At 71.9% G+C, this 18,302-nt stretch carries 15 protein-coding genes; 11 read left to right on the forward strand and 4 right to left on the reverse strand.

What is annotated here, in order from left to right:
- Positions 1–34: 34 nt before the first annotated feature.
- Genes VFL28_05345 through VFL28_05360 form a run of 4 tightly spaced genes read left to right on the forward strand, consistent with a single transcriptional unit; the run spans position 35 to position 5,800 of the window.
- Positions 35–763: an enoyl-CoA hydratase/isomerase family protein gene (locus VFL28_05345; protein ID HET7264073.1), complete on the forward strand. Its 729-nt coding sequence runs from the start codon at positions 35–37 to the stop codon at positions 761–763.
- A 3-nt stretch (positions 764–766) separates the two neighbouring features.
- Positions 767–1,912: an acyl-CoA dehydrogenase family protein gene (locus tag VFL28_05350; protein ID HET7264074.1), complete on the forward strand. Its 1,146-nt coding sequence runs from the start codon at positions 767–769 to the stop codon at positions 1,910–1,912.
- Positions 1,913–1,922: 10 nt separating this feature from the next.
- A complete protein-coding gene (locus VFL28_05355; GenBank protein ID HET7264075.1) occupies positions 1,923–4,088 on the forward strand; it encodes an acetate--CoA ligase family protein in 2,166 nt (721 codons plus the stop codon).
- A complete protein-coding gene (locus tag VFL28_05360; protein HET7264076.1) occupies positions 4,085–5,800 on the forward strand; it encodes a thiamine pyrophosphate-dependent enzyme in 1,716 nt (571 codons plus the stop codon). Before VFL28_05355 ends, VFL28_05360 begins: the two co-directional genes overlap by 4 nt.
- On the opposite strand, the gene VFL28_05365 is transcribed toward VFL28_05360, so the two are convergent.
- The gene (locus VFL28_05365) at positions 5,797–7,080 is read right to left on the reverse strand and encodes an acyl-CoA thioesterase/bile acid-CoA:amino acid N-acyltransferase family protein (protein HET7264077.1); all 1,284 of its coding nucleotides are present in this window, start codon (positions 7,078–7,080) and stop codon (positions 5,797–5,799) included. The genes VFL28_05360 and VFL28_05365 overlap by 4 nt on opposite strands.
- Positions 7,081–7,188: 108 nt before the next feature.
- On the opposite strand from VFL28_05365, the gene VFL28_05370 reads away from it, so the two are divergent.
- Entirely contained in the window at positions 7,189–8,280 is a 1,092-nt protein-coding gene (locus VFL28_05370; protein ID HET7264078.1) for a dipeptidase, read from the forward strand.
- On the forward strand, positions 8,277–8,903 hold the full coding sequence (locus VFL28_05375; protein HET7264079.1) for a DNA-3-methyladenine glycosylase I: 627 nt from the start codon (positions 8,277–8,279) through the stop codon (positions 8,901–8,903). The genes VFL28_05370 and VFL28_05375 overlap by 4 nt, the downstream gene beginning before the upstream one ends.
- On the opposite strand, the gene VFL28_05380 is transcribed toward VFL28_05375, so the two are convergent.
- On the reverse strand, positions 8,875–9,243 hold the full coding sequence (locus tag VFL28_05380; protein ID HET7264080.1) for an STAS domain-containing protein: 369 nt from the start codon (positions 9,241–9,243) through the stop codon (positions 8,875–8,877). The two genes, VFL28_05375 and VFL28_05380, sit on opposite strands and share 29 nt — an antisense overlap.
- Before the next feature lie 70 nt (positions 9,244–9,313).
- Between VFL28_05380 and VFL28_05385 the strand changes: the two genes are divergently transcribed.
- Both VFL28_05385 and VFL28_05390 read left to right on the forward strand, forming a co-directional pair.
- Entirely contained in the window at positions 9,314–10,015 is a 702-nt protein-coding gene (locus VFL28_05385) for a DUF1684 domain-containing protein (protein ID HET7264081.1), read from the forward strand.
- Positions 10,008–10,592 (forward strand): nitroreductase, encoded by a 585-nt coding sequence (locus tag VFL28_05390; protein HET7264082.1) that lies wholly within the window; start codon positions 10,008–10,010, stop codon positions 10,590–10,592. Before VFL28_05385 ends, VFL28_05390 begins: the two co-directional genes overlap by 8 nt.
- 27 nt (positions 10,593–10,619) lie before the next feature.
- Here the strand turns inward: VFL28_05390 and VFL28_05395 are convergent, their stop codons facing one another.
- Positions 10,620–11,597, reverse strand: a complete 978-nt coding sequence (locus VFL28_05395; GenBank protein HET7264083.1) for an LLM class flavin-dependent oxidoreductase — start codon at positions 11,595–11,597, stop codon at positions 10,620–10,622.
- Positions 11,598–11,714: 117 nt separating this feature from the next.
- Between VFL28_05395 and VFL28_05400 the strand changes: the two genes are divergently transcribed.
- A complete protein-coding gene (locus VFL28_05400; protein HET7264084.1) occupies positions 11,715–12,707 on the forward strand; it encodes an LLM class flavin-dependent oxidoreductase in 993 nt (330 codons plus the stop codon).
- Here VFL28_05400 and VFL28_05405 read toward each other — a convergent pair.
- The gene (locus tag VFL28_05405; protein HET7264085.1) at positions 12,682–15,015 is read right to left on the reverse strand and encodes a xanthine dehydrogenase family protein molybdopterin-binding subunit; all 2,334 of its coding nucleotides are present in this window, start codon (positions 15,013–15,015) and stop codon (positions 12,682–12,684) included. The two genes, VFL28_05400 and VFL28_05405, sit on opposite strands and share 26 nt — an antisense overlap.
- A gap of 74 nt (positions 15,016–15,089) precedes the next feature.
- Here VFL28_05405 and VFL28_05410 point away from each other — a divergent pair, with 74 nt between their 5' ends.
- Positions 15,090–17,063: an FAD-dependent oxidoreductase gene (locus tag VFL28_05410; protein HET7264086.1), complete on the forward strand. Its 1,974-nt coding sequence runs from the start codon at positions 15,090–15,092 to the stop codon at positions 17,061–17,063.
- Positions 17,060–18,187, forward strand: coding sequence for a Xaa-Pro peptidase family protein (locus VFL28_05415; protein HET7264087.1), 1,128 nt, complete (start codon positions 17,060–17,062; stop codon positions 18,185–18,187). The genes VFL28_05410 and VFL28_05415 overlap by 4 nt, the downstream gene beginning before the upstream one ends.
- Positions 18,188–18,302: the final 115 nt, after the last annotated feature.

Here is an 18,302-nt window from a genome sequence, read left to right on the forward strand (position 1 = left end):
CCTCACCCACCGCGGGCGGGTGTAGACGATCGCGCTGAACCGTCCGCCGCTCAACCTCGTCACCGGGCAGATGCTGCGCGAACTCGAGGCGGCGCTCGATCTCCTCGAAGAACGCGAGGAGACGCGCGCCGTGATCCTGACCGGCTCGGGGTCGCGGGCTTTCTGCGCCGGGGCCGATCTGCGCGACGAGGCGGACCACACCCCGGAGGCCGGCCGGAAGTTCCGCGAAGCGGGCCGCCGCGCCGTCGAGCGCATCGAGACGTTTCCGAAGCCGGTGGTCGCGGCCGTCAAGGGCTGGTGCATCGGCGGGGGCACGGGGTTCGCGTGGGCGTGCGACATCCGTGTGGCCGCCGCGGGAGCGACGTTCCGCGCCGGCGACGTCTACCTCGGCATGATTCCGACCTGGAGCCTCGGGATGGTGCGGCTCGTCCACTACATCGGCCGCAACCGCGCTCTGGACGTCCTGCTGCTCGGCGAGGACATCTCGGGCGCGCGCGCCTTCGAGTTGGGCCTCGTCAGCCGCGTCGTGCCGGACGACGCGCTTGACGCCGAAGCCGCGCGGATCGCGGAGCGTCTCTCCTCCGGCGCGCCGCTGGCGATGCGGGCGATCAAGGAGGGCGTGCGCGCGCAGGCGCGCGACGGGCTTCCCGAGGCCGCGGCGCTCGAGGAACGCTGGGCTCGGCGCATCCTAGCGTCGCACGACGCGCGCGAAGGCATCGCGGCGTTCAAGGAAAAGCGGGCCCCCGCGTTTGAGGGCCGATAGGGCGTGGACTTCGCACTCTCGCCGCGCCAGCGCGACCTGCAGGCACGGACGGCGCAGGTGCTCGCGCGCGCCGTCGAGCCCGTGGCCGCCGCCGCGCCGCGCGGCGCCAAGCTGACCGCGGATCAGCTCCGCCGGATCTACAAGGCGCTCGCGCCGCTGGGATATCTCGGCGGCACGCTGCCGGAAGCCGACGGCGGCGCCGGGATGAGCTACGTGGACTACGGCCTGCTCCTCGAAGCCCTGGCGCACGGTCCGGTCGTCCTGGGAGAGGTCGTCCCGCCGCGCACGATCTCCGCGCTCGGCACGGCGGAGCAGAAGGCGCGGTGGCTGCCGCGTCTTCTCGCCGGCGACTGGATCTCGACGGCCGCGATCACCGAGCCGCAGGCGGGCTCGGACGTGCGCGCGCTGCGCACCACGGCGGTGGCGGACGGCCCCTACTTCCGAGTGACGGGCCGGAAAAAGTGGATCAAGCTCGGCGGCGTCAGCGATCTCATCACGCTCCTCGTCGTCGCCGAGCCATCGGGCGGAGCGCCCGGCACGAACCGTTTGGTGTTGGAGCGCGCCGAGTCACCGTGGGTGAGCGAAGAGCTGGACAGCGTCGGCCTGCGCAACCTGTCGTACGCCGAACTGCGCTTCGAGGACGTCAAGGTGCCGCGCGAAAACCTGCTGGGCTCGCCGGGCGGCGGCACCGAGGCGTTCTATCGGGCGATCGAGGCGTCGCGGGCGCTCGTGGGCCTGCAGGCTGTTGGGCTCGCCGAGGCCGCGCTTGCCGACGCGGTTGCGTACGCGCGGGACCGGGTCGCGTTCGGACGGCCGATCGCCAAGTTCCAGGCGATCCAGACGGCGCTGGCGGACGCCGCGTCCGAGCTCGACGCGGCGCGCCTCTTGTGCCTCCGGGCGTTGTGGCTGCTCGACCAGAAGCGGCGGTGCCCGAAAGAAGCGTCGATGGCGAAGCTCTTCGCAACGGAGGCCGCGGTGCGGATTTGCGGGACGGCGATGGAGTGCATGGGCGCGCATGGGCTCTCGGAGGCCGCGGGCGTCGAGCGGCGCTCGCGGGACGCGAGGATGCTGACGGTCATCGACGGCACGAGCGGCATCCAGCGGCTGATCGTGGGCCGCGAAATGCTCGGGACGCCGGCCTTCGTGTGAGGCGCCTCCGGTGACCACGGCGGCGCCCCGGGCGGCGGTGCGCGACATTCTGCACCCCTCGTCGGTGGCCGTGTTCGGCGCGTCAGAGAACGTCGCGAAGTTCGGCGGCCGCATCATGCACTACCTCGTCAAGCATGGGTTCGCGGGCGAGATCCTGCCGATCAATCCGAGCCGGACGGCGGTGCTCGGCCGGCGCTGTTACCCGCGGATCGGCGATGCCCCGGGCCCGGTCGACGTGGCGATTCTGGCCGTGCCGCCCCAGGCCGTGGTGCCCGCGGTGGCGGAATGCGCCGACGCCGGCGCGCGCTGCTGCGTGGTGATGACGACGGGGTTCGCGGAGGCGGGCCCCGAGGGGAGCGCGCGGCAGGACGCGCTCGTCGAGATCGTGCGCCGTTCCGGGCTGCGCCTCATCGGGCCCAACTGCATGGGCCTGATCAACCCGCCTCACCGGCTCGCCCTCACCTCGTCGCTCGTCCTGGACGTGGAGTCGCTGCTTCCGGGCCGCGTCGGTCTCATCAGCCAGAGCGGAGCCCTCATGGTGTCGATCTACAACCGCGCGCACGACGCCGGCATCGGTTTCAGCGCCTGCGTCTCGCTCGGCAATCAGGCCGACGTCGAGATCTGCGACGTGCTCGAGTACATGCTGGACGACCCCGGGACCGACGCGGTCGGGCTCTACGTGGAGGGTTTCCGGGACGCGCGGCGGTTCCTGAGCCTCGCCGACGATGCGCAGAGGCGCGGCAAGCCCCTCATCGTGGTGAAGGCCGGGCGCAGCGCCGCCGGCGTGCGGGCCGCGCGGTCGCACACGGCGAGCCTCGCCGGTTCCTACGCGGCGTTTGAGGCGGCCTGTCGGGAGCGGGGCGCGCTCCTGACCGACGATCCCGACGGGATGATCCTGGCGGCGGACGTCCTGCGCCGGCGATACGCGACGGGAGACGGCAGCCGCATCGGGGTGCTGTCGCCGTCCGGCGGCGGCGCCGCCGTGGCTGTGGACCGCGTGACCGGCGCCGGGCTCGAGCTCGCGGCCCTACGGCCCGACACCAGGGAGGCGCTCCTCGAAATTCTGCTGCCGCCGCAGGCCGACAATCCGGTCGATCTCGGCGGGCGGCGCGATGGGGATCCGATCGCCGGTGCCGATCGCGCGATGTCCGTACTCGCGGGGGACCCCGAAGTCGGGGCGGTGCTCGTCGCGCTGACGACCGTGCCGTTTTACGAGGAGACGACCCGGGCGCTCGCTCGGGCGGCTGTGCGAAGCGGCAAGCCGGTGCTGTTCGCGGTGACGCCGGGATCGGCGGCCGACGGCCCGCGCCGCGTGCTGCGAGAACTCGGCTGCCATTCCTACGACCGGTTGGACGATGCGCTCCGCGTCGCCACGTTGTGGAGCGCGCATCGCCGTCGGGCGCCACGCGGTCCGATTTTCTCCGGCGATCATGCCTCGAGCGGTCGTGCCTCGGGCGGGCGCGTCCCGATCGCGCCGGACCGGCTCGAGGCGCTGCAGCGGCTGCCGGCCGGCCCGCTCACGGCTCCTCAGGTGCGGGCGGCGCTGGAGGCGTACGGTGTTCCGGTCGCGCGCGAGCGCGCAGCGGCCACGATCGAACAGGCCGCGCAGGCCGCGCAGTCCATTGGGTACCCGGTCGCGCTGAAGGCGGTTTGCCGGGGGCTCGTGCACAAGACCGATGCCGGCGTCGTCGAACTCGACCTCGCGGATCCGGACGCGCTGGCCCGCGCATGGGACCGGATCGCGCGTGCGGTGCGGCGTCTCTCCGGCGCGGTCTGCGAGGGCTGCGTCGTGCAGGAGATGATTGCCGGGGAAGCGGAGGTCATCGTGGGGGCGACGCGGGACGAACAATTTGGGCCGGTCGTCCTCGTGGGATGGGGCGGGGTGCTGGTCGAAGTCCTGCACGACGTCCAGATGGCGCCGGCTCCGGTCACGGCCGGTCGTGCGCTGGACCTCCTTCGAGGCCTGCGCATGTGGCCGCTCCTCGCCGGCGTGCGCGGACGGCCCGCGCTCGACGTCGAGCGGGTCGCCGAGATTGTCAGCCGCGTGAGTATGCTCGCCGAGGACCTGGGCGAGCGGCTCGTCGAGCTGGACGTGAACCCCGTCGTGGTGGGGCCGCGGGGAGCAGGAGCGGCTGCCGTGGACTGCCGAGCGACGCTGGACGGAGGCATCGCATGACCGCAAATAGTGACGCAGACAACGTCCGCGAGGCGCGCGCCCCCGTCGGGGTGGCGGCCAACCGGGGACGGGCCGCCGCCGCGAAAATGACCGGCGGCCAGGCGCTCGTCCGGTCGCTCGCGATTCAAGGCGTCGAGATCGTGTTTGGACTGCCGGGCGTGCAGCTCGACGGCGCCTTCGACGCGCTCTGGGAAGCGCGCGACGCGATCCGCGTCTACCACACCCGCCACGAGCAGGCCGCCTCGTACATGGCCGACGGTTATGCGCGGACGACGGGGCGGGTAGGGACGTGTCTCGTGGTTCCGGGCCCCGGCCTCCTGAACGCCGCGTCCGGTCTCTCCACGGCGTACGCCTGCTCCGCGCCGGTGCTCTGCATCGCGGGACAGATCCCGTTCAGGTCCATCGGGCGGGGCAGCGGCATGCTGCACGAAATCCCGGACCAACTCGGCGCGGCCCGTTCGTTCGCGAAATGGGGCGGTCAGGCCGGCCGTCCGGAGGACGTGCCCGGCATGATGCGCGAGGCGTTCCGGCAGCTGTCAACCGGACACCCGCGTCCCGTCGTCGTCGAAATGCCGCAGGACGTGCTGCTCAACTCGGGCGAGGTGACGCTCTCGGACCGTGTGGCGCCCGCGCCGCGGGCCGGCGATCCCGACGCGATCGAAGCGGCCGCGGAGAAGCTGGGGCACGCCGTACGGCCGCTCATCTTTGCCGGCGGGGGCGTGCTGCGATCCGACGCCTGGACATCCCTGGAGCGGGTCGCCGGCATGCTCGAAGCGCCGGTCATCATGTCGAGCAGCGGCCGCGGCGCCGTCTCGGACCGGAACTACCTCGCGCAAACGATGGTAGCGGGACCCGAGCTGCTCCCGTCCGCCGACGCGGTGCTGGTGGTGGGCAGCCGGTTTCTACAACCGTCGCAATCGAAGTGGCGGCCGCGGACCGACCAAACGGTCATTCAGATCGATATCGATCCGGAGGAGATCGGCCGGAACGCGCCGGCCGCGGTCGGCGTCGTCGGGGACGCCGACCTCGTTCTTCAGGAGCTGCTGGTCCGCATTCCGCGGCACAATCGGCCGCGCGAATCACGCAGAGCGGAATGCGAAGCCGTCAGGAGCAGGGTTGAAGCGGCGCTCGGCGCGCTCGAGCCGCAGCGGTCATACGCGCATGCGATCCGCGACGCCCTGCCCGAGGACGGGATCGTGGTGAGCGGCGTTACCCAGCTCGGGTACTGGATTCAATTCGGGACGTTCCCGATCTACCGGCCGCGGACGCTGATCACACCGGGGTATCAGGGCACGCTCGGATACGAGTACGGGACGGCGCTCGGCGCGCAGGTGGGCGCGCCGAAGCAGCGGGTCGTCGCGATCTGTGGCGATGGAGGCTTCATGTACCAGGTGGGGGAACTCGCGACGGCCGTGAAGCACCGCATCAACGCCATCGCGATCGTCTTCAACGACGGCGCCTTCGGCAACGTGCGGCGGATGCAGGAGCAGATCTACGGCGGACATCTGATCGCCTCCGATCTCCACAACCCGGACTTCATGAAGCTCGCGGACGCCTTTGGTCTCCGGGGGCTGAGGGCCGACGGACCCGAGGGACTTCGCAAGCAGTTGGAGACCGCGCTGCGCGACGACGCCCCGGCCCTCATCGAAGTCCCGGTCGGACCGATGCCGTATCCGTGGCCGGTGGTCCGGCCCGGGATCCAGCGAGATTAGCCCGGCTTCCGGCCGGACCCCAGCGCGTCTCGGAAGAACGCGAGGACCTTGGGCCACGAGTCCGCGGCCGCGGCGGCGTTGTCCTTCGGATTGCCGCCGTACGCCAGCGCGCGGCCGGCCAGCGGGTGGAGCGACGCGGTAACCGTCGCCGGCAGGCCGGGCGGGCCGATGATGTGGCCGGCGCCCGGATACGAGAGGTGGGTGTACGGGAACGGGTGATGGTGGCGCGCGAGCCGCTTCATCGCGATGTCCGCCAAGACCGGTGACGGCCACATCTGATCGTCCTGCCCGGAGATCAGAAGCACCGGCCCGTTGATGCGCTCGACCGGAATTTCGGCGGCTTCCGCGGCCCCCCGGTCCGCGAGCGCGCGCAGGAACCGCGGCGTGAGGGCAAGCGGTTCATCAGACGGCGCCGGTTCCTCCATTTGAGCCGCATCGCGCGAGGAGAGAAACGGCAGGACCGTTTTCCCCTTCCACGTCCATGCCGGCCGCCGGTACCGTTCGGTCAGGCTGCCCCCGGAGATGCCCGCGTGGACGACGCCGCTCGGGACGTTGCCCACGACGGCGCGAATCTGCCCGAACATCGCCCCGAGCAAGAGCACCAGTTCTCCGCCGCGCGACCCGCCCATCGCACCGAGCGGCTGCCCGGCCACCGCCTCGTGCCGGCGGAGCCACCGGATCGCCGTCTCGAAGTACTCCAGCGGAATGTCCGCCAGCGCTTCCGGAAGATGGCCGGCGCGGAAATACGCGAGCGCGAGTCCGACGAACCCATGCGACGCCAGCAGCGACGCGTTCGCCTCGGGCACGCCGCCCCCGGATCCGGGCACGACGATCACCGCGGGACGGGGCGTGCCGCCGGCCGGGCGGAACAGCGTCGCGAAGAGGCCGTCGTCGCGGACCTCGGTGCGGGAGACGCCGGGCCCCACGAACAGGCGGGTCGCCCGCGCGGCCGCGGCCGGCTCCGCGCCGGCTTCGGCCGTGAACTCCGTCTCGAGCGGCGAGACAGCGCTCCACGGTCCGCCGGCCTCGCCTTCCACGACCCGCATCGACCAGAAGAGCCCGCGCGCATCGGCGGTGTCATACGTGCCGTCGAGCGGACGCGTGACCGCGACGTCGATCGTGCCGTCCAAATCGGCCTCGAACACGGCGTGCGACTCCCACCGCCGGCCGAGCCCGTCGCGCATCCGCGCCCGCAGCGTCACCGCCCGGCCGGATCGGCAGCCGGAGACTACGACGCCGATCGGACCGTCGACAAGGCCGGACGCCGGCGTCACCGACACACGAAGGCTACCCTGTTGTGCCACCGTTCGAGTGTAGCAACTGGACGCGGCGACGGTCGTTTGCGCCCCGCAAAAGGGCCGCCGCGGCTTTCCGGTGAAAGGGGACGCATGGACGGGCGGGCCGGCACGCCGTACTTTACCGCGGCCGACGCGGAGCTCACGCGCCGCATCGGCGTCGTCAACCTGCACGACGATTTTCCCATCGCGATCGCCAAGCGGCGCTTCGACGGCGTGTACGACTCGCTCAGGACGTTCTGGCTGCCGCGCTTTCGCGCCGGCGGGGTGAGCGCGGTTGTCGCCGCGATCTTCACGCCGTCGGTGTACGTGCCCGAAGGGTCGCTGCGGCACGCGCTGTGGCTGCTCGACGGCCTCTTTACCGAGATCGAGCAGAACCGTGACAGCATCGAAGTCGCGCTGACCGCCGGCGATCTTGGCCGGATCGCCGCCCAGGGGAAGGTCGCGGTCCTGATCGGGCTCGAGGGGGCGGAGCCGCTCGGCAACGATCTCGCGGTCCTGCGGCTGCTGCACCGGTTGGGTCTGCGGATGCTGTCCGTGACGTGGGCGCGGCGTACGGCCTTCGGGGTCGGGGATTGGGAGCACGACTCGCCCGGCGGCCTGACGCGCCTCGGGCAGCGCGCGATCAAAGAGATGAACCGCCTCGGCATCGTCGTCGACGTCTCGCACGGATCCGACCGCACGACCGCGGACGTGCTGGCCGCCTCGACACGGCCCGTGATCGCGAGCCACGCGAACGTGCGGGCGCTCCGCGACCACCCCCGGAACCTGACCGACGAGACGGTTCGGGCGATCGCGAAAACCGGCGGCCTCGTCGGCGCCGTGGCCGTTCCCGGCTTCATCGACGCCGCCGAGCCGACGATCGCCCGGTGGGTCGACCACATCGACCACCTGATCGAAATCGCCGGGATCGACCACGTCGCGATCGGCGCCGACTTCTACCGGCACGAGCGGGAGATCCACGCCGCGCAGGGCATCGCCGAGGCGGACGGGGCTCTGTTTCCGGGGACCGCGCGCTTCGTTTTTCCCGGCATGGAGAACTCCGAGGATTTGCCGGGCCTCACCGCCGAGCTGCTGAAGCGCGGCGCCACGGAGGCCGACCTGCGCAAGATCTATCGGGACAACTTCCTGCGGGTGATGTCGGTCGTCGCCGGCGAGGGCCGGCCGCAACCGGTCCGTTCGTGAAGTCCGCGGCGGAGCATCGGCGCTGCTCGTGGGCCGCCGGGGACCCGCGGCTGATCGCGTATCACGACAAGGAATGGGGCACCCCCACTCACGGCGACCGCGCGCTCTTCGAGCTGCTGGTGCTCGAGGGCGCGCAGGCCGGGCTGTCGTGGCTGACGATTCTCCGCAAGCGGGCGGCCTATCGCGCGGCCTTCGCGCGGTTCGATCCTGAGGCGGTGGCGCGGTTCGACGCAGCGCGGCGGAGCAGGCTGCTGCGGGACCCGGGTTTGGTGCGAAACCGGTTGAAAATCGCCTCCGCGGTCGCCAACGCGCGGGCCCTGCTCGCCGTGCGGGACGAGTTCGGAAGCTTCGACGCCTACGTGTGGCGGTTCGTCGACGGCAGGACGATCCGCCGGACGCGCCGGACGCCGAAAGACGTCCCGGCCGAGACAGCCGAATCGCGCGCGCTCAGCAAGGACCTGCGGCGGCGGGGTTTTACCTTCGTGGGGCCGACGATCTGCTACGCGTTCATGCAGGCGGCCGGGCTCGTCGACGACCACCTGGTGACGTGCTTCCGGCGCGCGGCGGCGCGGGGATTGGAAGCGGCGTCCGGTTCTAGCGGTCGGGTAGTGGCACGCCCTTGAGCGACGTCTGCGCGGCGTCCATTGTCGAATAGACCGGAATCATCCGGAAGAAGTTGAGCATGTCGATGACCCGCTCGACGCGGTCGCGGGGATTGACCAGCACCATGAGCCGGTTGTTTTCGCGGCAGATGCGGCGGTGGATGAGAAACTCCCGGAAGCCCGTGCTGTCGATGAAGCTGACGTCGCTGAGGTCGACGATGACGTGGCGTCCGTGGGACACCGCTTCGGCCAGCGCGTCGTGAAGGATCGGGACGGTGGAGAGATCAATCTCGCCGTGCGGGTGGACCACCTCGGCGGCGGACGCCTCATCGACGTCGCAGTTCAGGAGTGGATGCGTCATCTGCGATACACCTCCGGCCCCGACGTCACAACCACCGGCGCGCGTCCGGAATTTACCCGGCTCTCGGTCCATGGAAACCTGCCGGCGGGGAGCGCCTGAGATCGAGCGGGAGCGGCGCGCGCCGGCGTCCGAGAATGGCGCGGCGGACCGCCTGCGGCTCCTCGACTGGAGGGAGCGCGTCTTCGCGCTGTACCAGTCGATCCGGGCGTCGGGGGATCCGGCGTCCGCGTGGACGGCGTGGCGCGCGGCGCGAGAGGCGCTGTTCCGGCACCACCCGCAGTCGCCCGTGCCGGAGCGCCTGCGGGCACGCTACACCGGTTCGTACTATCCGTACGACCCGGCGGCGCGTGTGCTCGCGGACGTCGTGGATGTGCCGCCGGCGTCGCACCGCGTGGCTGCAAGCGACGGGACGGCCTACCGGTTCACGCGGTTTGCCGCGGCGCGGTTCCGGCTCCGCGGATCGGCCTGGGCGCTCGGACTCTACTGGCTGGAGGGGTACGGCGGGGGCCTGTTCCTGCCGTTTTGCGACCGGACGAGCGGCGTCGAGACGTACGGGGCCGGTCGCTACCTGCTGGACACGGTCAAGGGCGCGGATCTCGGCCTCGAGGGCGGCCGCCTGGTCTTGGATTTCAATTTCGCTTACAATCCATCATGCGCGTACGATCCGCGCTGGAGCTGTCCGCTCGCGCCGCTGGAAAATCGGCTGGCGGTCGCCGTGCGGGCCGGCGAACGCAACCCGGCGATGTCGCTCGAGGAGGCCACCGATGCCTGACACGAACCGCGCCGCGGCGGTGCTGGACGTCATCCGGACCCGCCGCAGCGTGCCCAAGCTGAAGCCCGATCCGGTGCCGCACGAACTGGTGGGGCGCCTCCTGGACGCGGCGGTTTGGGCACCCAACCACCGGGTGACCGAGCCGTGGCAGTTCTACGTCCTCGAAGGCGAATCGAAGCGGCGCTTCGCCGAGATCCGGCGCGACGCCCGACGCCGAGCGATGCCCAACCCCGACGCCCCCGAGGTGCAGCCGGCGCTCGACAAAGTCTACCGCGACACGGTGGACACGCCCCTCATCATCGCGGTGACGTCGGCCATGCCGGACGACCCGGAGACGCGTGAAGAGGACATCTGGGCGACGTACGGGGCCGCGTACGCGTTCATGCTCGGCGCCTGGGCCGAGGGATTGGGGACCTACTTCCGGACGGGCGCGATCCGCGACGATCCCGCGCTGCGGCGCCTCTTCGATCTGCCCGACAACCGCCGGGTGATCGGCATCATCTACGCCGGCTACCCGGTGGAGGTGCCGAGCCGGCGGCGGACGCCGGCCTCCGAAAAGACGGTGTGGCTGCGCTAGCCCGCCGGCCGGGCAGCGCCGGCGTCGTCAGCGGCCGCCGCCCTCCACGTACGGGAGCACCTCTTCGATCACCCGGCGCAGCTGCCCCATCTGGTCCCAGCCGGTGCAGCGCAGCCCGATCGTGTCGATGCCCATTCGCGCGTAGACGTTGAGGTGCTCGATGCACTGCTTCGGCGACCCCGCGGCGGTCCAGCTTTCGACGCGATCCGGCTTGAAGCCCACCATGTAGTACGCGTCGAGGAACTTCTTTGACTCGGCGAGCGCCGCGGCCCGATCCTCGTTCACGTTGATGTTGTGGTAGAGACTCGTTTCGAGCTCGTCCGGGTTCCGGCCGACGTCGCGCGCCTTCTGGCGGACGTCGTTGAGCCTCCACCGCACGTCGTCGGCGTCGGACAGCGACGTCTGCCAGCCGTCGGCGTGCCGGGCCACGCGAAGGTGCGTGCGTTCGATCCGGTCGCGCGTTCCCGTGGCGTTGTTGGCGATCCAGATCGGCGGCCGCGGCTTGGCCGCCGGCTTCGGCTCGATCGTGATGTCCTGCAGGCGGTAGTGCTTGCCCTCGAAGGTGACCTCATCCTCGGTCCAGAGGCGCTTGAGGATCGTGATCCACTCGACCATGCGCTCGACCCGGGCCTTGCCGTCGACTCCATAGTGCGCGGCTTCCACCGCGCCGCCGGCCTGGGGCACGATGCCGGTGCACGCGATGAGGAGGGTGCGGCCGCCCGCCAGCAGATCGAGGCTCGCCCACTGGTACGCGAGCAGCACGGGATCACGCAGCGGGAAGCTCGCCATGCAGGCGGGCGCGAGCCGCACGCGCTTCGTGCGCGCGGCGATGCCGGCCAGCAGCGTGATCGACTCCATGCGCGGCTTGCCGAGCAGGCTGTCGCCGACCCAGACGTCGCTGTACCGGCCGGAGCGCTCGGCGGCCTCGGCCATCTGCAGCATCTGCTCCGGGGTCGTGAGGCCCATGAGCACGCCGCGGTTCGGCAGCGTCAACGCGAACTTCATCGGTCCGCTCACCTCATTCCCTGATTTTGGTGATGCAGGTATCTCGCCGGCCGGACGATGATTTTGGGAAGGGGATGCGATTACCTTTCGTCGACGTTACGCGAGGGAGGTCTTGGAGTGAAGCTTGGATTGAGCCTGCCGAATCGCGGCGTGTTGTTCGGAGCCATTTCCGTGGACGAGATCCTGCAGTTGAGCGAGATCGCGGACCGGAGTGAAGCGTTCGACTCCGTCTGGGTCGGCGACAGCTTGATTGCCAAACCCCGGCTCGAGGCGATCGCGACGCTCGCCGCGATCGCGGCGAGGACGCGCCGCGTCCGCCTCGGGACGGCGTGCATGGCGAGCTTCGTCTATCGCAACCCGATCATTTTTGCGATTCAATGGGCGACGTTGGACGTGCTGAGCCGCGGCCGCGCGCTGCTCTGCGCGTGCATGGGCGCGAGCGGCGGCGAAGGCATGGGCGAGGCGCAGAACGAGGTGCAGGTCCTCGGCTTTCGCCCCAAGGAGCGCGTGAGCCGTTTCGAAGAAGGCATCGAAGTCGTGCGCCGCCTTCTCAACGAGGCGCCGGTTACGCACGAGGGCGCCCACTACCGGTTCGACAGCCTCACCCTCGAGCCGCGCCCGATCCAGCGGCCGCTGCCGGTCTGGGTCGCGAACGAGCCGAACCTCGACAAGCCCGACCTGGCCGACCGGCAGTGCCGGCGGGTCGCGGCGTTCGCCGACGGGTGGATGACGGACGGCGGGCCGACGCCGGCGGTCTTCGCGGCGCGGTGGCGGCTGCTCTCGCGGCACCTGCGGGAGGCCGGCAAGGATCCGGACACATTCCCCACGTCCTACCATATGATGATCAACATCAACGACGATCCTCGCCGCGCCTGGGACGACGGCGTCGGCTTCCTCACCAAGTACTACGGCCCGATGCGGGAGGACTTTCTCCGGATCTGGCTCGCGGCGGGGCCGGCCGAGGAGGTCGTCGCGCGAATCCAGGCGTACATCGACGCGGGGTGCCGGCTGCCGATTCTCCGCTTCGCGGCGTGGGACGCGCCGGCGCAGATCCGGCGGTTTCTGGACGGCGTCTACCCGCGGCTCAGGGCCGCGCACGCCGGGGCGTGACGCGAGACGCGGCGACGAGCCGCAGGATCACCGCGGGCGTGATCGGCACGGCGTCGATCGCGACGTCGAAGGGCCGGAGCGCGTCTTCGACGGCGCCGGCGAGTACCGCGTACGCCGGGATCGTTCCGCCTTCACCGGCGCCGCGGGCCCCGAGCGGATTGAGCGCGCTCGGGGTCTCGAGATGGTCAATCTCGATCGAGGGCGCGCCGGAGGCTCGCGGGAGAGCGTAGTCCGCGAGCGAGCCGGTGAGCGGCTGGCCCGCGTCGTCGTAGCGCAGCGCCTCGCGGAGCGCGCCGCCGATGCCCTGCACGGTGCCGCCCGCGATCTGCCCCTCCACGGCCGCCGGCTGCAGCACGCGGCCGCAGTCGTGCGCGACCAGATAGCGGAGAATGCGCACCTCGCCGGTCTCGGGATCGACGGTGACGATCGCGGCGTGGACGCCGCTCGCGTACGTCGCGCCTCCGGGCGCGAAATGCGCGCCGGCCTCGAGTCCCGGGCCGTCGGGGACGAGCAGGGGCCTGCGCCCGGATGCGCTGGCGCGGGCCAGTTCGTCCAGGCCGATGCCGCGCTCCGGCGCGCCGGCCACGAACGCGCGCCCGCCGGCCAGCCGGATGTCCGCGGCCCTCGCTTCGAGCACGCGGGCGGCCGCCTGCGCCGTCCGCTCTTTGACTCGCCTCGCCGCTTCCGCGACGGCGGACCCGGCGACGACCGCGGCCCGGCTGCCCCACGTGCCGACTCCGTACGGAATCGCCGCCGTGTCCCCGAGCCGCACGCGGATTCGCCCGGCCGGCACGCCGAGCTCCGCCGCGCAGATCCCGGCGAGCAGCGTCTCGAGTCCTTGTCCCTGCGAGCAGATGCCCGAGGCGACGGTGATGCCGCCGGCGCCGTCGATCCGCACGAGCGCCGTCTCGAACGTGCCTGCGCCGGTGGACTCCATGTAGCACGCGATCCCGGCGCCGAGGTACCGACCGGCCGCGCGCTCCGCCGCCTGCCTCCGCCGGAAGGCGGGTAGATCCAGGCGTTCGAGGATCCGGTCGAGGCACGGCGCGCAGCTCCCCGCGTCGTACACCACGTCCGCGCCGCCCAGCGCGACGCCGGTCCGGTACGGAAACTCGTCCGGCCGCAGCAGGTTGCGGCGACGCAGCTCCGACGGTTCGAGACCGACCGCGCGGGCCCCGCGGTCCAGGGCGCGTTCGAGCGCGAACACGGCTTCGGGCTGTCCCGCGCCCCGGTACGGGATCGCCGGCGGCTTGTTCGTGAACACCGACGTCGCGTGCAGATCCAGCGCCGGAATGCGGTAGGGACCGGCGAGGCTCGCCAGCGTGACGAGCGGCAGGCGCAGACCGTACGGGGTGTAGGCGCCGTTGTCGTGCAGCACGCGGTCCCGCAAACCGAGAATGGTGCCGTCCGCGGCGAGCGCGAGCGCGATCCGGTGCCGTTGTCCGCGGCTGTGCCCGCTCAGCATCAGGTGCTCGCGGCGGGATTCGTTCCACCGGATCGGCCGGCCGGTGCTCAACGCCAGCCGGGCGCACAAGACCTCCTCCGGCGCGAGACACAGCTTGCTGCCGAAGGCGCCGCCGACGTCCGGCGCCACCACGCGGATGGACGCCTCGGGGCGATCCAGCGCGAGCGCCAGGCCCAGGCGGATGACGTGGGGCACCTGCGTCGAGGTCCACACGGTCAGCAGTTCGTCCGCGGGATCGTACCGCGCGACGACGCCGCGCGGCTCGATCGGCTGCGCCGAGCTGCGCGGCATCTCGACGTCGAGTTCGACCGTCACGGCCGCCGCCGCAAACGCGTCGTCCGGCGCGCCGACGGTCGTACGCCACGTTCCGACGACGCCGTCCGGGCAGCGGTCGTGCAGCGGCGCCGCGCCGCCTTCGGCGACCCGCCTCGGATCCGCGGCGACCGGGAGCGGATCGTAGTCGACGTCCACGGCGGCCGCCGCGTCCGCGGCCGCGTATGGCGTCTCGGCGAGGACCGCGGCGACGGCCTCGCCGGCGTAGCGGACGCGATCGGGCGCAAGCGGGGACTGGGCCGCGGGACAGCGGGGCGCCGGCGATGTCACCATCGGCATCAACGGACGATTCGCCGCGCCGAGGTCGCGGGCGGCCAACACGGCGACCACATCGGGGAGCGCCGCCGCACGATCCCGGTGGACGGCAACGACGCGGGCGTGTGCGTGCGGGCTGCGGACAAGCGCGAGATGCAGCATTCCCGGAAGCCGGATGTCGGCAACGTACCGGCCGCGACCGCGGAGAAACCGGAGATCCTCGAGACGGCCGGTGGCCGGGATGTGTTCGCTCATCGAGTGCGCCCGCGGTTCATTCGACCAGGCAGAGACCCGTCCTCCGCCACGGGGGAGGGCGGCCGCGCCGGCCTGTGGAAGTGTCGCCGGCGATGCCGCCGCAGTTTCCACTGCTTTTCTCACCGCTCCGCATTGGCTCGGCCGAAGTCAAGAACCGGATCGTCAGCACGTCGCACGACGCCTCCTTCGGCTCGGGCGGCTATCCCACGGATCGCTACGTTCGCTACCACGTGGAAAAGGCGAAGGGCGGCGCCGGCCTCGTGCAGGCGTTCGGCACGACGAGCGTGCACCCGAGTTCGCCCGGCGGGCCCGGCAACGTGCAGATCTTCGACGATTCGATCGTGCCGTATTTTTCGCACATGGCCGCGGAGATCCACCGCTGGGGCGCGCTTGTCACCTGCCAGCTGGTGCACCGCGGGCGCCGGATGAGCGTGCTGGCCTCGCGGCGGGCGGCGGTGGCGCCCTCCGAGACGCCCAACGAACGGACGTGGGAGGTGCCGCACGCGCTCTCGGTCGCGGAGATCCGCGAGCTCGTCGACGCGTATGCCGCGGCCGCGGTCCGGACGCGGGACGGCGGCTTCGACGGGGTGGAACTGGCGTTCTTCGGCGATATGCTGCCGGACGAGTTTCTGTCGCCGGCGGTCAACCGGCGGACCGACCGGTACGGCGGCTCGCTCGAGAACCGCGCGCGGCTCGCGCGCGAGATTGTCTCGGCGGTGCGCGAGGCGGTCGGCCGGGACTTCCTTGTCGGCGCGCGCGTGAGCGCCGAGGACTTCGTCGACGGTGAGCTCGGCCGCGAGGAGCGGCTCGCGGTCGCGCGGATGCTGGACGGGCTCGGCGCGCTGGACTTCTTCTCCGTCACGGCCGGCACGACCAAAGGGATGCGAGGCCGGCCGCGGCACGTGCCGTCGTCGTACTTCCCGCACGGAGCGTACCTCGATCTTGTCGCGCCGTACAAGCAGGCGGTGCGGGTGCCGGTGATCTACGCGGGCCGGGTGGTCCATCCGGCGGAGGCGGAAGACGCGCTCCGCCGCGGCCTCGCGGACCTCGTCGGGATGACCCGCGCGATCATCGCCGATCCCGAGATGCCGCGGAAGGCGCAGGACGGCCGCGTGGCGGATATCCGGCTCTGCGTCGGCGCGAACGAGGGCTGTATCGGGCGCCTCTACATGGGCCTGCCGATCGAGTGCGTGCAGAACCCGGTGATCGGCCGTGAGGCGGAACTTGCGGAGATCCGGCCGGCGGCGCGTCGCCGTCGCGTCGTCGTCGCGGGCGGAGGCCCCGCCGGGCTGGAAGCGGCGAGGGTCGCGGCGCTGCGGGGGCACGACGTCGTCCTCCTCGAGCGCGACGCGGAGCTCGGCGGACAGGTGCGGGCGGCCTCGCGCGCCCCGGGACGGGGAGAGTTCGCGGGCATCGCGGCGTGGCTCGCCCGTCAGGTGCGGCAGGCGGGCGTCGACGTGCGGCTTCGCACGGCGGCGACGCCGGAACTGGTTCGCTCGCTGGCCCCGGATGCGGTCATCGTCGCCACGGGCTCCCGGCCGCGCCTGGCGCCGCTGGAAGCGGGCGGCGGCACGGCCGTCGTGAGCGCCGAGGATGTCCTGCTCGAGCGGGTCACGCTCAGCGGGCGGGTGGTTGTCGTCGCCGACGATCCACACATGGCGGGACCGACCACGGCGGATTTTCTGGCCGGCCGCGGCTGCGCCGTCGAGGTGGTCACGCGGCACTTCCTCGTGGGCGAAGGCGTCGACGACACGCAGAAGCCCGTGATCCTCGAGCGGTTGCTGCGGGGCGGCGTAACGCTCACGCCGCTGACGGAGGCCCGCGCCGTGACGTCCGGCGGCCTGGACGTCCGGCACGTGCTCACCGGCGAGACGCGCCGGCTGCCGGCCGACGCGGTCGTGGTGGCAAACGGCGGCTGCGCCGACGATGTCCTCTACCATGCGCTGGACGGCTGGCCGGGCGAGCGGCTGCTGATCGGCGATGCGTTCGCGCCGCGGCGCGTGCACGACGCGCTGCTCGAGGCCACCCGCGCGGCGAGGGCTCTGTGACGGACGCGGCGCGCGAAGACGCGCCGGTTGCGGAGATCGCGGCCCGTCGCGACGCGCTGACGGGCCGGCTGGCCGCGGACGAAGCCGTCCTGGTCTACGGGTTGAGCGGCCACGCGGCCGATCTGCTCTATGTGAGCGGGTACGCTCCGGTCTTCGGCGCGGCGTATCTGTTGCTACTGCCGTCCGGACCGAGGGCGCGGCTGTGGGTGCCGTTCAACTGGGACGTTGCTCGGGCCCGGCGTGCGGCGCGCGGTGTGGACGTTCCCGCGGCGGACGGGACCGGCGCGGAGGTTTGCCGCGCCGTAGCCGCAGCCGGGGTCCGGCGTCTTCACGCCGGCCCCGCGGAGACGCTGCCCGTGGCGTTCACCGAGGCGCAGCGTGCGGCGGCCCCCGGGATCGAGATACGCCCGCTCGCGCCCGGGATCGACGTGCTCCGGCGGCGCAAGAGTGCCGCGGAAATCGCGCTGCTGCGCGAGGCGTGCCGCATCACGGACGCCGGGTTTACCGCGATCGCGGCCGGGCCCGCGGCGGGGCGGCGCGAGATCGATCTCGCCGCGGAGGCGGAGTTTGCGATGCGCACCGCCGGGGCGGAGGCCTTCGGCTGGCCCGCGGTCGTCGTCTCGGGACCCAACGGCGGCATCCCCGTAGCGTTCACCGGCACGCGCGCGCTCGAGCGCGGCGACATCGTAACCGCGGATCTCGGCGTCGTCTACCGGGGATACCGGACCGACCTCACGCGGTCGTTCGTGGTGGGACCGCCCAGCCAGGCACAGCAGCGGTTGTACGACCTGCTGCGCCGTGCGTTCGCGGCCGCGGTCGCCGCGGCGCGGCCTGGGATCCCGGTGCGGCGGCTGCACGAGGCGGTCGCCGGCGCGATCGCGGGCGCGGGCTACGGCGGGGCGTTCGGCGTGCGCGCCGGCCACGGCATCGGCCTCGAAAGCTCGCAGGAATGGCCCGACGTCGAGACGGAAACGGGCGCGCTCGAGCCGGGCATGACCCTATGCCTCGAGCCGGGCGTGTACTTCGGGGAACGGGGCGGCATGCGCGTCGAGGAAGAGATACTCATCACCGAAACCGGTTGCGAGCCGTTGTCAGGTGAGCCGCCCGCGCTGCGGGCGATCTGACGCGTGTCGAGGCTCGGTAGATTCCCATAACGCGAATCGTCGCGAGCTGTGATGGACCGCAGGACTCACTCCGAGTACCACGAACGTGTAGCGAGTTTACACGGTGACGCGGCAA

It is taken from the genome of bacterium (assembly GCA_035691305.1).
Taxonomy (GTDB): Bacteria; Sysuimicrobiota; Sysuimicrobiia; order Sysuimicrobiales; family Segetimicrobiaceae; genus DASSJF01.

What these genes read in the sequence shown, in the direction of transcription:
- VFL28_05360 (HET7264076.1), top strand. Translation starts at nt 4,085, where the DNA reads ATGACCGCAAATAGTGACGCAGACAACGTCCGCGAGGCGCGCGCCCCC.
- VFL28_05370 (HET7264078.1), top strand. Translation starts at nt 7,189, where the DNA reads ATGGACGGGCGGGCCGGCACGCCGTACTTTACCGCGGCCGACGCGGAG.
- VFL28_05380 (HET7264080.1), bottom strand. Translation starts at nt 9,243, where the DNA reads ATGACGCATCCACTCCTGAACTGCGACGTCGATGAGGCGTCCGCCGCC.
- VFL28_05385 (HET7264081.1), top strand. Translation starts at nt 9,314, where the DNA reads ATGGAAACCTGCCGGCGGGGAGCGCCTGAGATCGAGCGGGAGCGGCGC.
- VFL28_05390 (HET7264082.1), top strand. Translation starts at nt 10,008, where the DNA reads ATGCCTGACACGAACCGCGCCGCGGCGGTGCTGGACGTCATCCGGACC.
- VFL28_05395 (HET7264083.1), bottom strand. Translation starts at nt 11,597, where the DNA reads ATGAAGTTCGCGTTGACGCTGCCGAACCGCGGCGTGCTCATGGGCCTC.
- VFL28_05405 (HET7264085.1), bottom strand. Translation starts at nt 15,015, where the DNA reads ATGAGCGAACACATCCCGGCCACCGGCCGTCTCGAGGATCTCCGGTTT.